Raw genomic sequence first — 14,744 nt, forward strand, 5'->3', positions numbered from 1 at the left:
GGGACGGGGCCCGTCTTCGGACCGGCCCCGTCCGCACCGCCCGCACCGACCGCCCCGCCCGCCGTACGATGGCGCGCCGGGCGGCTCGGTCGGAGCGCCCCGAGGTCGCCGGGCCGGCTGGCGGCCGACCCGGCGGAGGGTGGGGGCCCGAGCGTGCCGCAGTCCTGGTCGTTGTCCTGGCTGACCGTGCCGACCCCGCTGCCCAGCGGTCCGATGCACATCGCGGTGACCCCGCTCGGGGTGGCGGCCGCAGGCTACGGCGGACGGGACGGTGAGACGCCGCCGTGCACCGACCCCGCGAAGGTCACCGCCGTCACCGAGCGGATCGGCGCCTACCTGGCGGGCCGCACCCGGGAGCTGGGCCTGCCGATCGACTGGAGCCTCAGCTCCGGGCCGCACCGCACCGTCCTGCGCACGCTCCGGGAGCAGGTGCCGTACGGACGGACCATCACCTACGGTGAACTTGCCGCCCGCAGCGGGGTGTTCGAGGACGTCACGGAACCGGGCCTGGCCGCCCGGACGGTCGGGCAGATGATGGCCGCCAACCCGGTGGCCCTGCTGGTGCCCTGCCACCGGGTGGTGGCGGCGGACGGGATCGGCGGTTTCGGCGGCGGCCGGGTCGGCATCGACGTGAAACGCTGGCTGCTCACCCTGGAAGGGGTGCTGGAACCGACACTGGACTGGAACGGTCCGCTGTAGTGTCAGCCGCACGGTCGACGGAGGAGGACCGGGCGCGGCATCCCGGTGTTTTCGAATAAGAAGTCGAACAAATATCGATCAGGCGATCTAGTCGTACTATTTGTTCGGTTATTCAGAACCACTCGAACGAGTGATTGCGGACCTCCCTCGAACGGCCCACCATGAAGCTGTAACGAGAATGTGCAAGGCGACACTTCATCGGGCATGCGAAGGGTTTTCCCTATGTCGACCGAAACCAATGCCGGTATTCCTGCGCCGGGCGCGCAGCCGGACATCCGGCAGCAGCAGTCCCTGAGCACGGCGGGCGCGCGGAACCTCGCCACGACCACCAAGTCCGCGCCCCAGATGCAGGGCATCAGCCCGCGCTGGCTGCTCAGGACGCTGCCCTGGGTGCAGGTCTCCGGCGGCACCTACCGGGTCAACCGCCGCCTGCGCCACAAGGTCGGCCGCGGCCGGGTGAGTTTCGTCAAGACGGGTTCCGAGGTGCGGATCGTCCCGCAGACGCTGGCCGAGGTGCCGGTGCTGCGCGGTTACGAGGACGAGGCGGTGCTGGAGGAGCTGGCCGGCCGCTTCGTCCAGCGGCAGTTCCAGGCGGGCGACGTCCTGGTCACCGCCGGCACGCCGATCAGCGAGGTCTTCCTGATCGCGCACGGCAAGCTCGAGCGGCTCGGCACCGGCAAGTACGGCGAGGAGACGGTGGTCGGCACCCTGGCCGACGGCGACCATCTGGGCGACGAGGCGCTCCAGGAGGAGGACGGCAGCTGGCCGTACACCGTCCGTGCCGCCACCGCAGGCACCGTGATGGTGCTCGCCTGGCCGTCCTTCCAGGAGCTGCACGACCGCTCCGAGTCGCTGCAGCTGCAGATCATGGAGTACCTGAACGGCTTCCAGCAGGCGCAGAACAAGCACGGCGAGGCGGCGATCGACCTCTCCGCCGGCCACCAGGGCGAGTACGAGCTGCCCGGTGCCTTCGTGGACTACGAACTCAAGCCGCGCGAGTACGAGCTGAGCGTCGCGCAGACCATCCTCAAGGTCCACACCCGGGTCGCCGACCTCTACAACAAGCCGATGAACCAGACCGAGCACCAGCTCCGGCTGACGATCGAGGCCCTGCGCGAGCGCCAGGAGCACGAGCTCATCAACAACCCCGAGTTCGGCCTGCTGGAGAACGCAGAGTACGACCAGCGGATCCAGACCCACTCCGGCCCGCCCACCCCGGACGACATGGACGAGCTGCTCAGCCGCCGCCGCAGCACCAAGATGTTCCTGGCCCACCCCAAGGCCATCGCCGCCTTCGGCCGTGAGTGCAACAAGCGCGGGCTCTACCCGGGCACGGTCGAGGTCGAGGGCAAGCAGGTCAGCGCCTGGCGGGGGGTGCCGATCTTCCCGTGCAACAAGATCCCGATCGTCGGCGGGAGCACCAGCTCGATCCTCGCGATGCGCGTCGGCGAGGACAACCAGGGCGTCGTCGGCCTGCACCAGACCGGAATTCCGGACGAATACCAGCCGAGCCTTTCGGTGCGGTTCATGGGAATCGACGAGAAGGCCATCATTTCCTACCTGGTGAGCGCCTACTACTCGGCCGCGATCCTGGTTCCGGACGCCGTCGGCGTCCTGGAGAACGTGGACATCGCCCAGCGCTGACGACGGCCGCCGGCTCGGCCTCCGAGCAGAATCCGCGCCGCCCGGCCGGGGACACCCGGCCCCGGCCGGGCGGCGCGCCGCGGCGCGTACGGCCACCGGCCCGCCGCCCCGGCGCACCCGGCCGCCCGACGGGCCGGCCGTCCTACGACAGGCGCCCTACAGGGGGAGGAACCCATGACGAGCTCCACGCTGGAGCGGGACCACAAAGAGGGCCACGAGGCGGCCGACATCCTCGCCCGCGCCCGCCGGCTGGTCGACCCGGTCCTGCGGGCCGCCGTCGACTCACTGCCCGGCACGATGCGCAAGGTCGCCGGCTACCACTTCGGCTGGTGGGAGGCGGACGGCACGCCCTCCGAGGCCTCCTCCGGCAAGGCGATCCGCCCCGCCCTGGTCCTCGCCGCCGCCCAGGCCCTCGGCGGCACCCCCGGTACGGCCGTCGCCGCGGCCGCCGCGGTGGAGCTGGTGCACAACTTCACCCTGCTCCACGACGACGTCATCGACCGGGACGACACCCGGCGCCACCGGCCCACCGCCTGGCGGGTGTTCGGCACCACCGAGGCCATCCTGGCCGGCGACGCGATGCACTCCCTCGCGCTGCGCCTGGTCGCCGAGGACGCCCACCCGGCCGCCCGCGGCTCGATCCGCCGGCTCGCCGACTGCGTGGTCGAACTCTGCGAGGGCCAGCAGATCGACTGCGCCTTCGAGCAGCGCAACGACGTCTCGCTCGCCGAGTGCCTGGCGATGGCCGAGGCCAAGACCGGGGCCCTGCTCGGCGCCGCCTGCGCGATGGGCGCGCTGTACGGCGGCGGTTCCGAGGAAACGGCACAGGCCATGGACGGCTTCGGCCGCGAGATCGGCCTCGCCTTCCAGCTGATCGACGACCTGATCGGCATCTGGGGGGATCCAGCGGTCACCGGCAAGCCGGTCGGCGCGGACCTCGTCGCCCGGAAGAAGTCGCTGCCGGTGGTCCGGGCGCTCGGTTCCGGCACCGCCGAGGGCGCCCGGCTCGCCGAGCTCTACGCGCTCGAACGGCCGCTCGGTCCCGAGGAGTTGGCGCAGTGCGCGGCGGCCGTCGAGGCGGCCGGCGGGCGCGGCTGGGCACAGGGCGAGTCCTGCGAGCGGATGGCCGCGGCGATGGCCCAGCTGGCGTTGGCCGTACCGGAGCCTTCCGCGGCCGACGAACTGCTCGCCCTCGCCGAGCTGGTGACCCGCCGCACCCACTGAGCCGCGTCCGGCGGATCCGGACCGGACCGGGAAGCCGACCCGTCCGGTCCCCCACTCCGGTCGCTGACGGACCGCGCGCAGCTCACCCGTGCGCGGCCAGGAGCCGCTGCTCCTTGGCCGGTTCGATGCCCTGCCTGAACAGCGACCCCGGCGCAGCCTTGCGCCCCTCGGCGTCGGTGTCCTCGGCCGGCCCCCGGGTGCGCAGCCAGTCCCAGGTGTCCCGCGCGGTCTCCGCGAACGGGCGGCAGCGCAGCCCGGCCGCCCGGGCGCGGCTGCTGTCGACCTGCCAGATGTACGCCCAGTCCGGCAGGTCCGGCGCCCAGAAGGGGAGTTCGGTCCAGGGCTCCACCCGGTCCGGACCCTCGGCCAGCAGCGGGCCGTCGTCGATCCGGACCAGTTCGGTGCCAGGGGCGCCCGCGACCTCCCGGCAGGTCTCCAGCCACTGCCCGAAGGTGAGCTGCCCGGGCGGCGCCGTGGTGAGGAAGCGCCCCGCCGTCCCGGCCGTCAGCAGATCCAGCCCGAAGGCGGCGAAGTCCCGGACGTCGATCACCTGGACGGTCCGCCCCGGATCCCCGGGGGCGAGCACCCGGCCGCCGCGGGCCATCCGCTCCAGCCACCAGGGCAGCCGGCCGCCGACCTCGTACGGCCCGACCAGCAGCCCGCTGCTGAGCACCAGCGTTCGTTCGGCGCCGATGCCCGTCAGCGCCGCGCGCTCGCAGCCCGCCTTCAGCTCGCGGCCGAACGGCTGGCCGGGCGGGGTGTCGGCGGGACAGGGGAGGAGCGGGGAGTCCTCGGTGATCACCTGGGTGGCCCAGTCGGCACAGGCGTGCACCGAGGAGACGAAGGTGTAGTGGTCGGCCCGCTCGCGCAGCAGCCGCACGGAGAGCGCGACCTGGGCGGGCTGCTGGGCGGAGGTGTCGACGACGGCGTCCCAGCGGCGGCCCCCGACCAGCCGCGCGAGGTCCTCGGCGCTGTCCCGGTCGCCCCGGACGGCCTCGACCCCGGGCAGGTCGGGGCCGCGGAGGCCGCGGTTGAAGGTGGTGACCTGGTGGCCGCGGGCGAGTGCCTCGACGGCGTAGGCACGTCCGAGGAAGGACGAGCCCCCGAGTAGAAGGATCTTCATACCGCCCAGCCTGTCCGGGCGACCCCGCCCGTACGCCCGGCTTAGCGCTGAGCAGAGCGCCGGAGCAGGTACACCGGCCGGAGTGCCGGCCGGCCAGGGCGCCGCCCCGACGTGCCACCCCATCCCACCCCCCTTAGCATCCGAAATGTACTGATATAAGTCGATCCATGACCTGATCCGGCCTGGGAGAGCGACAGCATGGTCAACCCGGCACTCGTCGATCCGGCCACCATCCGCGCGACCGTGGCCGAGGCCTGGATCCGCGGCCACCCCCTGCTGCGGACCTACCGCGCCCTCTACGCCCAGGCCCTGGACGACGCGGACCCCGGCTACGTCGGCGGCTTCGGCGTCTTCCGTCACACCGCGCACCCGGCCACCCCCGCCGACACCGACGCCGTCACCCCGGACAACGACACCCTCCCGTCCCACGCCTGGCTCGACCTGCGCGCCGAACCCTGGGTGCTCTCGGTCCCCGCCCAGGACCGCTACCACGTCTTCGCGGTGCACGAACTCGACGCCCTGCACGCCGGGTTGATCGGCTCCCGGACCACCGGCCAGGACGCGGGGGACTACCTGGTGGCCGGCCCCGACTGGCAGGGCAAGCCCCCGCCCCGCCTCAAGGGCGTGATCCGCACCGCCACCCGGCTGGTCGCCCTGGTCGGCCACACCCGCCTCACCGGGAACACCCCCGCCGACCTCGCCGCCCTGCGGGCCGTCCAGGAGCAGTACCGGCTGCGCCCGCTGCACGAGTACGCCGGCACCCCGGCGCCCGCCCCCGCTCCCGAACCGGTCTGGCCGGTCTGGCGCGACGAGGTCCTGGAGAGCGTCGAGTTCCTCACCTTCTTGGACTTCCTGCTCGGCTTCTTCCCCCTCACCGACGGGCTCCCGCCCGCCGAGACCGGGCTGCGCGGCCGCCTCACCGACCTCTGCATCGACGGCCGCGGCGAGTTCGAGCCCGCCGTCCTCCCGTTGGAGGTCCGCGCCGAGTTCGCCCGCGGAATCGCCGACGGCCGCGTCCGGCTGACCCGGGCGCTCGCCGAACTCCGCGACTCCGCCCAGCTGTTCGGCACCCGCGAACAGCTCGGCGCGGACTTCCTCCGGCAGGCCGTCGCCGCCGAGCTCGGCCCGTACGGACTGCCCGCCGAGGAGGTCTGGTACGGCCGTTGGGCGGCGGACAGCGAGGGCCGCCGCCCGCCGAACGCCAGCGACCGCGACCACCTGATCCGCTTCGCCCCGGACGCCCTGCCCCCGGCCCGCTTCTTCTGGTCCGCGACCGTCTACGCGCTCCCCGACCACCGGCTGGTCGACAACACCCTGGACCGCTACTCGGTCGGCGGCCACACCCCCGGCCTGGTCCGCGACGCGGACGGCGGCCTGACCCTCTACGTCCAGCACAAGCGCCCCGCCAACGCCGACCACTCCGCCAACTGGCTGCCCGCCCCGGACGGGCCGTTCGCCGTGGTGCTCCGGATCCACGGCCCGGAGGCCTCCGTCCTGGACGGCCGCTGGCAGCCCCCGCCGCTCACCCCGCGCTGACCGGCCCCGGCCAGGCCCAGGCCCAAAACCCGTCCCCGACCCGGACCCCGCGCCAGGCCCGCCCCAGGCCCCGACCCGAACCGACGAAGGACCCCCCGATGAACCTGCCCGAGCTGGAGGCCCTGGCCGCCGACGCCTACGTCTACGGCTACCCGCTCGTCGCCGGCCTCACCATGGTCGAGCGCTTCGCCAAGGGTGGCCTGGGCACCCTCCCGGCGGCGCCGCCCAACCACTTCAGCCACGCCACCCGGCTGGCCGGCCCCGGCGACCAGTTCGTCTCGGTCAACAACGACACGATCTACTCGATCGCCCAGCTCGACCTCTCCGAGGGCCCGCAGGTGCTGCACGTCCCGGACACCTCCGGCGCCTACTACGTGCTGCAGTTCATCGGCGCCTGGACGGACAACGTGGCCTACCTCGGCAGCCGCGCCACCGGCACCGACGCGCAGACCTGGCTGGTTGTCCCGCCCGACTGGCACGGCACCGCCCCGCACCCGGACCGGGTGATCGAGCTGCCCACCACCATGGGCACGATCGTCGGCCGCTTCGCCTGCAACGGTCCACGCGACCTCCCGCGGGTCAAGGCACTGCAGGCCGGGCTCAGCCTGGAGCCGCTGGAACCCGGCGGCCTGGTCGCCGGGCTGCCCGAGCCGGACCCGGACGTCCCCGAGCGGCTGGCCTTCTTCGAACGCCTGCGGGTGTGGATGCAGGCCTTCCCGCCGGCCACCCCGGACATCGAGTACCAGCGCCGCTTCGCCCCGCTGGGCCTGCTGGACGACGGCAGCTCGCCGTACCGCGCGGCCGCCGCGGAATGGACCCTCGCGCTCGCCAAGGGCCTGGCCGCCGGACGCGAACGGGTCGATGCCGCCACCCGCCCGCCCGAGGAGCACCCGCTCGGCGAGTGGCGCTTCGCGCTCCACCTCTTCGACTACAACCTCGACCACCTGGGCCCCGGCACCCTGGACGACCCCGAGTGGCGGATCCCCGACCGCCGCGCCGCCTACCTCAGCCGCGCCGCCGCCGCCCGGGCCGGCCTCTGGGGCAACCACGCCTACGAGGCCTCGTACGCGGTGACCTACGACGACTCCGACGGCCGCCCGCTCACCGGCGCCCACAGCTACACCCTCCACTTCGAACAGCCCCCGCCCGTGGAGGCCTTCTGGTCCGTCACGATGTACTCGGTGCCGGACTACTACCTGGTCGAGAACCCGATCAACCGCTATTCCATCGGCAACCGCACCCCCGGCCTGGTGTACGGCCCGGACGGCTCGCTGACCGTGACCCTCCAGCACGAACCGCCCGAGGACCCGACGGCCGCCGCCAACTGGCTGCCCACCCCGCTCGGCGAGTTCCGCCCGATCATGCGGCTCTACCAGCCCAAGCCGGAGGTGCTGGACGGCAGCTACCAGGTGCCCCCGATCCACCGCACCTGACGCCTTCCGGCCGCCCGGCGGCGACCGGGCCCTCCTATCGTCCCGAGGCCGTGGCCGCCCCGGTCGGGTGCGCCGACCCGCCGCCCGTCGGCGTCGTCGAGGGCGCCGCCGTAGCGGTCGGCGATCCGGAGGACGGCGGCGCGCCCGAACCCGACGGGGACGGCGCGCCCGTACGGCTCGGCGTCGACGAAGACGAAGGCGAAGCCGTGGCCGTGGCCGACGGCCCCCCGCCCGGTGCCGATGAGGACCCCGACGAGGGCGTCGACGATGGATCCGCCGAGGAGGACGCCGACCCGCCGCGGTTCTGCGGCCCGCCCTCCATGGTGACCACCGCCTGCGAGGGCGGCAGGGCGATCCGGGCCGTCCAGGGGGTGGCCGGCGCGAGGTCCTCGTCCACGGTGACGATCACGGTGATCCGCTGCCCGGGCTCCAGGGTCCCCGCGTCGCGGCTGAGCCGGAGCCATCCGGCGTTCGTCTCGGCGTGCCAGCGGATCTCCGTGGTACCGGAGTTGGTGAGGGTGAGCACCGTCCGGCTGCCGTACTCGCGGGCCTCGACGGTGAGCAGCCCGGCCGGGGACGGGTCGCCCGCGCCCGGAGCGGAGGCCCGTTCGACCACGGGGGCCGGGGCGGCGACCAGGGTGGGGCTGCCGAGCGGGGTCGCACCTCGGCTCGGTACCGGGACCAGCGGTCCCTGGAAGGTGAGCCGCGGAAAGCCGGGAAGCAACGTTTCTGCACTGCCCGTGCCACCCGTGCCACCCGTGCCACCCGCGACGCCCCCACCCCCGGGACCCGCACCCGCCAGCTCCAGCCCCGGCATCCCCGCGCCCCCGGCCGCGTCCGCGCCGGCCCCGCCCACCGCCCACGGCGGCCGCTGCCCGGTGTCCCGTCCGGCCTCGTCCACCCGCACCGCCGAGACCGAGGCCGCCGACCCCGGCCCGGCTCCGCCCCGGTGCCCGGCCCACAGCGCGACCACCGGCGCCGCCAGGACGGCGGCGAGCACCCCGGTGGTCACCACCCGCCGACGGACCGCCAGCCCCCGGCCCGCATCCGGCACCCGGTGCCGGGGGAAACCGCCGTGGTCGAACCGCAGCCCCGGCTCGGCCGCCACGGAGCCCCGCCGCCCCGCCGCCCCGGCCGCGGACACCCGCGCCGCCCCGGAAGCCACCCCGCCCACCCGGCGCGCCGCCCCGGAAGCGTCGCCGCCCGCCGGGGAGGGCGCCGTCAGCAGCGGCAGCCCCGACAACCCCGCCGCTCCCTCGGCCGCCTCCCCGGCGGCCACCCGCTCCGCCGTCCCCCGGCAGGTCGGGCAGTCCACCACGTGCTGCACCAGCTCCCGCCGCAGCGCCGGGCCGAGCACCCAGTCCCGCCAGGACTCCGTCCCGGCCCCGCCCAGCCGGTCCAGTTCGGGGCAGCTGCCCACCCCGAGCACCAGCAGCGCCGCCCTGGTCCGGGCCACCTCGGCCTCGGCGGCGGCGAGCAGCCCGCGGGTCCGGTCGAACGGCAGTCCCAGGACGGCCGCCACCTCCAGCGGGGTCAGCCGGTGCCGTACGGACAGCTCCAGCGCCTCGCGCTGCTCCGGGTCCGTACCGGCCGCCTCCGGCCAGGCGAGCGAGGCCAGCTCGCGCCGCCGCCGGACCGCCTCGGCCTCGGTCAGCTCCGCTCCGGGGCCTGCTCCGGGTTCCGTCCCGGAGCCCGCTTCCCCGACCGTCCCGTCCGCCAGCCGCCGCAGGCAGCAGTACCGGGCCAGCGAGAACAGCCAGGCCCGCACCAGCCCGGGTTCGGCCAGCCGGGCGCCGTGCCGCCGGGCCAGTTCGCGGACCTCGTGCAGGGCGGCGGTGGCCGCGTCGTGCTCGCAGAGCACCGAGAGGCAGTAGGTGAACAGGCCGTCCACCTGCCGGTCGTACGCCGCGAGGACGGCGTCCGGCGCCCCGGCGGGCCCAACAGTTCGCGTTGTCACCCGTCCGACGGTAGGGACAACGGCCCGCCCGCCCCCGTCATTCACCGCGTATGTACTTCTTTCGGGTAACAACATCGCCCATCTGTGTGGGTGTGCGGCGCGTCCGGTCGCGGTCCGCGGCTGTCACCCCCAGGCACTACCGTGGGCCGCATGCCTCCGCGTTCCAAGACCACCGCCAAGCCGCGCCCGGCCTACCGCTGCACCGAGTGCGGCAACCAGCTGCCCAAGTGGGTCGGCCGCTGCCCGGAGTGCAACGCCTGGGGCACGGTCGAGGAGTACGGCGCGGTGCCGATCCGCACCACCGCGGCCGGCCCGGTCAGCGCGCCGGCCCGCCCGATCGCCCAGGTGGACGGCCAGGTCGCGACGGCCCGTTCGACGGGCGTGCCGGAGCTGGACCGGGTGCTCGGCGGCGGCCTGGTCCCCGGCGCCGTGGTGCTGCTGGCCGGCGAGCCCGGCGTCGGCAAGTCCACCCTGCTGCTGGACGTCGCCGCCAAGGCGGCCACCGGGCAGCACCGCACCCTCTACGTCACCGGCGAGGAGTCGGCCGGCCAGGTCCGGTTGCGCGCCGACCGGATCAACGCCCTCTCCGAGCACCTCTACCTCGCCGCCGAGCAGGACCTGGGCGCGGTGCTGGGGCACATCGAGGCGGTCAACCCCGGCCTGCTGATCCTGGACTCGGTGCAGACCATCGCCTCCGCCGAGCTGGACGGCGCCCCCGGCGGCCCGGCCCAGGTCCGTGAGGTGGCGGGCGCGCTGATCCGGGCCTCCAAGGAGCGCGGCATGGCCACCCTGCTGGTCGGTCACGTCACCAAGGACGGCCAGATCGCCGGCCCGCGCCTGCTGGAGCACCTGGTGGACGTGGTGCTGAGCTTCGAGGGCGACCGGCACGCCCGGCTGCGGCTCATCCGCGGGGTCAAGAACCGCTACGGCGCCACCGACGAGGTGGGCTGCTTCGAGCTGCACGACGAGGGCATCGTCGGCCTGGCCGACCCGTCCGGCCTCTTCCTGACCAGGCGTGACAAGCCCGTCCCGGGCACCTGCCTCACCGTCACCCTGGAGGGCAAGCGCCCGCTGGTGGCCGAGGTGCAGGCGCTGATGGTGGATTCGCAGATCCCCTCCCCGCGCCGCACCACCTCGGGCCTGGAGTCGCCCCGGATCGCGATGATCCTGGCGGTGGTCGAGCGGCACGGCGGGGTGAAGCTCGGCAAGCAGGACATCTACACCGCGACGGTCGGCGGGGTGAAGCTGACCGAGCCCTCGGCCGACCTCGCGGTCGCGCTCGCGGTGGCCAGCTCCTCGACCGACACCCCGCTGCCCAGCAACCTGGTGGCGATCGGCGAGGTCGGCCTGGCGGGCGAGGTGCGGCGGGTGACGGGTGTGCAGCGCCGGCTCGCCGAGGCGCACCGGCTGGGCTTCACCCACGCCCTGGTCCCGCCGGACCCGGGCAAGGTGCCGCCGGGCATGAAGGTGGTCGAGGTGGCCGACATCGGTGAGGCGCTGCGGGCCATCCCGGGCCGTCGCCGGGCCGCCGCCAAGCCGCGCGTCGAGGGGCGTGGTGAGGCCCCGTCGACCCCGCCGGCACCCCGCGCGGCGAAGGTCCCGGCGTACCCGGAGGAGCTGATGGACGGCTGGGAGCCGCTCGACTCCGACGAACTGCGCTGACCCAAGCCCTGCCGAAGCCGCACGCAGTTAGACTTTCCCCAGTCTCATTGGCCAGAAGGCAGTACCGGAGCGGTACTGAGCGACAGAGCAACAGACCGCGGACCGGCGCACGGCGCGAGGCACGGGGTCGACCGGAGGAGTCACGTGGCAGCCAGCGACCGGGGGGCGGACAAGGCCTCCCGTGAGGAGGCCCTGCTGCGGGCCTCCCTCACCGCCATCGCGCCCGGTACCGCGCTTCGTGACGGCCTGGAACGGGTCCTGCGGGCCAACACCGGCGGCCTGATCGTGCTGGGCTTCGACCGTACCGTCGAGTCCCTGTGCACCGGCGGCTTCGTGCTGGACGTCGAGTTCAGCGCGACCCGGCTGCGCGAGCTGTGCAAGCTCGACGGCGCGGTGGTGCTGGACAAGGACATCACCAAGATCGTCCGGGCCGGCGTCCACCTGATGCCGGACTCCACCATCCCCACCGACGAGACCGGCACCCGTCACCGCACCGCCGAGCGGGTCAACCGGCAGACCGGCTACCCGGTGGTCGCGGTCTCGCACTCGATGCGGCTGATCGCCATGTACGTCAACGGCACCCGCCGGGTGCTGGAGGACTCCACCACCGTCCTCTCCCGCGCCAACCAGGCGCTGGCCACCCTGGAGCGCTACAAGCTGCGCCTGGACGAGGTGGCCGGCACGCTCTCCGCCCTGGAGATCGAGGACCTGGTGACGGTCCGGGACGTCACCGCCGTGGCCCAGCGCCTGGAGATGGTCCGGCTGATCGCCACCGAGATCGCCGGCTACGTGCTGGAGCTCGGCATCGACGGCCGTCTGCTCTCGCTCCAGCTGGACGAGCTGATCGCGGGTGTGGAGCCGGAGCGCGAACTGGTCGCCCGGGACTACTTCCCGGAGCGCGCCGCCAAGAAGGGCCGGACGGTCACCGAGGTGCTGGGCGACCTGGAGGCACTGACCCACGCCGAGTTGCTGGACCTGCAGACGGTTGCCAAGGCGCTCGGCTACTCCGGCTCGCCGGAGTCCCTGGACTCCGCCGTCTCCCCGCGCGGCTACCGCCTGCTGGCGAAGATCCCGCGCCTGCCCAACACGGTGATAGAGCGCCTGGTCGAGCACTTCGGCGGCCTGCAGAAGCTGCTCGCCGCCAGCATCGACGACCTGCAGACGGTCGAGGGCGTCGGCGAGACCCGCGCCCGCTCGGTCCGCGAGGGCCTGTCCCGCCTTGCCGAATCGTCCATCCTGGAGCGCTACGTCTGACCCGGAGCGCGGCAGACCGCGGACGGCCCCCGAGGAAGGCGCTTCCCCGGGGGCCGTCCCGCGTTTCCGGGGCCGTACGACGCCGGAGCCCCCGACCGCGCGCTGCGGTCGGAGGCTCCGGTACGGGATTGACGGGCGCTCAGTTGTCCAGTCGGATCGAGGTCCGTGCCGAGACCTTGTCCCCGGAGAGCCCGGTGAGCTCCGCGAGCACCACGTAGGTGCCGCTCGCCGGCGCCGTCTGGTCGGCGGTCGCGCACTGCGGCTTGCTGCGGCTGCGGTCCCAGGTGAAGGTCTCGGTCTGGCTGCTGTTCGCCGGGATCTGCACCCAGATGCTGCCCTTGTCGGGCGGGCAGTCACCGGAGGACCAGACCCGGTCGTTGTTGCTGCCGCTGCTGACCGTGATCGCGGAGGCGGTACGGCCCAGGTCCACCCGGCAGTTGGCGCCGGAGGAGTTCTTGACGGTCAGAGCCAGCTTCGGCTTGTCCTTGGGCTGGTACGAGTTCTGGGTGCCCGCCAGCTCCAGGGCCACCTGCGAGGAGGAGCAGACCGGGAGCGCCATGACCTCCGGGGTGTTCACCGCCGGGGCGCCGCCGCCCGAGCCGCCGGACCCGCCGGCCGAACCCCCGCCGGACCCGCCCGCCGGAGCCGGGTTGCCCCCGCCGGAGCCGCCCGAGCCGCCCGAACCCCCGGCGCCGCCGGAACCCCCGGAACCGCCCGTGCCACCGCCGCTGAGCCCGACCTCGCTGCCGCCGCCGCTGGCCACCGGCCCGCCGCCGGTGCCGCCGGTGGCGGGGTGCGCCGCGGGGCCGCTCGGCGAGGCGCCGGGCGTGATCGTCTGAGCGGGCGTCTGGCTCTCGGACTGGGGCGGTGCGGCCTGTGCGGCCTTGCCCGGTGAGCCGCCGTCACCTCCGCCCTGATCGGTCATCAGCCAGGCGATCAGGGCGACTACCGCCGCGACGGCGACGAGCACGACGGCGCGCCGACGCCAGTAGATCGAGGCCGGCAGCGGTCCCACGGGTTGACGCAGAGAGGGCACGATCAAACTCTACGAGACTGTGTGTGGCGATTGACTCACCAACACCGCACAGACGTCCCTTCTTTCACATGATCCGTAATTTGATCCGTCCGAGGGAGCTCCCGAACCGGGACGTACCGCGCATTTCGACCAAATCGGAACGCAGTGCTCCAGTTCGGTTGCGTCCACCGCCGTGGGAGGATCGAAGGGCCATGACTGCCATCACCGCCACCGAAGCCCCCTCGCTGCCGCTGCCGCTGCCGCTGCCGCTGCTGCACTCGACCGTCATCGACTGGTACGAGGCCAGCAAGCGCGACCTGCCCTGGCGTACCCCGGACGCGACGCCCTGGGCGGTCATGGTGAGCGAGTTCATGCTCCAGCAGACCCCGGTGAAGCGGGTGCTGCCCGTCTGGCGGGCCTGGCTCACCCGCTGGCCCACCCCCGCCGACCTCGCCGCCGAGGCACCCGGCGAGGCGGTCCGGATGTGGGGCCGGCTGGGCTACCCGCGCCGCGCCCTGCGGCTGCACGCGGCCGCCGTGGCGATCACCGAGGAGCACGGCGGCGAGGTCCCCGATGACCACGCCACCCTGCTCTCGCTGCCCGGAGTGGGGGAGTACACCGCCGCCGCGGTCGCCTCCTTCGCCTTCCGCCAGCGGCACGTGGTGCTGGACACCAACGTGCGCCGGGTCTTCGCTCGGGCGGTGACCGGCGTCGAGTACCCGGCGACCGCCACCACCGCCGCCGAGCGCCGCACCGCGACCGCGCTGCTTCCCGACGACGCCGCGACGGCGGCCACCTGGGCGGTCGGCGTGATGGAGCTGGGCGCGCTGGTCTGCACCGCCCGCGGCCCGGAGTGCGGGGACTGCCCGCTGTTCACCGCCTGCGCCTGGCAGCGGGCCGGCCGCCCGCCGTACGAGGGCCCGGCCCGGCGCGGCCAGACCTACGAGGGCACGGACCGTCAGGTCCGCGGCAAGCTGCTCGCGGTGCTGCGCGAGGCGCACGGCACGGTGCCGCAGGCCCGGCTGGACGCCGTCTGGCCGGACGCGGTGCAGCGCGCCCGGGCGCTGGACGGCCTGGTCGCCGACGGCCTGGTCGAGCCGGTCGAGCAGGGCGTCTACCGGCTCCCCCAGTAGGCGGGACGACGACAACACGACGGCGCCCCCGGCAGGTTTCGAGCCTGCCGGGGGCGCTGTCGTG

Annotated in this window: 11 protein-coding genes; 8 read left to right on the forward strand and 3 right to left on the reverse strand. The window is 74.2% G+C overall.

The features are described from left to right. Nucleotides 1-153: 153 nt before the first annotated feature. The 3 genes from BOQ63_RS25500 to BOQ63_RS25510 all read left to right on the forward strand — a co-directional run bounded on the left by BOQ63_RS25500 (nucleotide 154) and on the right by BOQ63_RS25510 (nucleotide 3,567). On the forward strand, nucleotides 154-699 hold the full coding sequence (locus BOQ63_RS25500; protein WP_030284415.1) for a methylated-DNA--[protein]-cysteine S-methyltransferase: 546 nt from the start codon (nucleotides 154-156) through the stop codon (nucleotides 697-699). A gap of 222 nt (nucleotides 700-921) precedes the next feature. Beyond that, nucleotides 922-2,343 (forward strand): family 2B encapsulin nanocompartment shell protein, encoded by a 1,422-nt coding sequence (locus BOQ63_RS25505; protein WP_030284413.1) that lies wholly within the window; start codon nucleotides 922-924, stop codon nucleotides 2,341-2,343. Between the two features lie 174 nt (nucleotides 2,344-2,517). Further along, nucleotides 2,518-3,567, forward strand: coding sequence for a family 2 encapsulin nanocompartment cargo protein polyprenyl transferase (locus tag BOQ63_RS25510; RefSeq protein WP_030551642.1), 1,050 nt, complete (start codon nucleotides 2,518-2,520; stop codon nucleotides 3,565-3,567). A gap of 82 nt (nucleotides 3,568-3,649) precedes the next feature. Here the strand turns inward: BOQ63_RS25510 and BOQ63_RS25515 are convergent, their stop codons facing one another. Then, nucleotides 3,650-4,690, reverse strand: coding sequence for an NAD-dependent epimerase/dehydratase family protein (locus tag BOQ63_RS25515; RefSeq protein WP_030284410.1), 1,041 nt, complete (start codon nucleotides 4,688-4,690; stop codon nucleotides 3,650-3,652). 198 nt (nucleotides 4,691-4,888) lie between these two features. Between BOQ63_RS25515 and BOQ63_RS25520 the strand changes: the two genes are divergently transcribed. Next, nucleotides 4,889-6,226 (forward strand): DUF1254 domain-containing protein, encoded by a 1,338-nt coding sequence (locus tag BOQ63_RS25520; RefSeq protein WP_072655026.1) that lies wholly within the window; start codon nucleotides 4,889-4,891, stop codon nucleotides 6,224-6,226. A 98-nt stretch (nucleotides 6,227-6,324) separates the two neighbouring features. Then, complete coding sequence (locus BOQ63_RS25525; RefSeq protein ID WP_030284405.1) at nucleotides 6,325-7,659, forward strand: DUF1254 domain-containing protein; 1,335 nt, start codon at nucleotides 6,325-6,327, stop codon at nucleotides 7,657-7,659. 34 nt (nucleotides 7,660-7,693) lie between these two features. Here the strand turns inward: BOQ63_RS25525 and BOQ63_RS25530 are convergent, their stop codons facing one another. Further along, entirely contained in the window at nucleotides 7,694-9,616 is a 1,923-nt protein-coding gene (locus BOQ63_RS25530) for a BACON domain-containing protein (RefSeq protein ID WP_150476118.1), read from the reverse strand. Between the two features lie 150 nt (nucleotides 9,617-9,766). On the opposite strand from BOQ63_RS25530, the gene radA reads away from it, so the two are divergent. Both radA and disA read left to right on the forward strand, forming a co-directional pair. Further along, nucleotides 9,767-11,278 (forward strand): DNA repair protein RadA, encoded by a 1,512-nt coding sequence (radA, locus tag BOQ63_RS25535; RefSeq protein ID WP_030284400.1) that lies wholly within the window; start codon nucleotides 9,767-9,769, stop codon nucleotides 11,276-11,278. Nucleotides 11,279-11,473: 195 nt separating this feature from the next. After that, a complete protein-coding gene (gene disA, locus BOQ63_RS25540) occupies nucleotides 11,474-12,532 on the forward strand; it encodes a DNA integrity scanning diadenylate cyclase DisA (protein ID WP_030284398.1) in 1,059 nt (352 codons plus the stop codon). A gap of 139 nt (nucleotides 12,533-12,671) precedes the next feature. Here disA and BOQ63_RS25545 read toward each other — a convergent pair whose 3' ends face one another. After that, nucleotides 12,672-13,568 carry a hypothetical protein gene (locus tag BOQ63_RS25545; protein ID WP_191093691.1) on the reverse strand — a complete coding sequence of 299 codons (897 nt, stop codon included), beginning with the start codon at nucleotides 13,566-13,568 and terminating at the stop codon, nucleotides 12,672-12,674. A 191-nt stretch (nucleotides 13,569-13,759) separates the two neighbouring features. On the opposite strand from BOQ63_RS25545, the gene BOQ63_RS25550 reads away from it, so the two are divergent. Further along, nucleotides 13,760-14,680 carry an HhH-GPD family protein gene (locus tag BOQ63_RS25550; RefSeq protein ID WP_072655028.1) on the forward strand — a complete coding sequence of 307 codons (921 nt, stop codon included), beginning with the start codon at nucleotides 13,760-13,762 and terminating at the stop codon, nucleotides 14,678-14,680. The last annotated feature ends 64 nt before the right edge of the window (nucleotides 14,681-14,744 follow it).

The sequence above is a fragment of the Streptomyces viridifaciens genome, from assembly GCF_001888885.2.
Classification (GTDB): domain Bacteria; phylum Actinomycetota; class Actinomycetes; order Streptomycetales; family Streptomycetaceae; genus Kitasatospora; species Kitasatospora aureofaciens.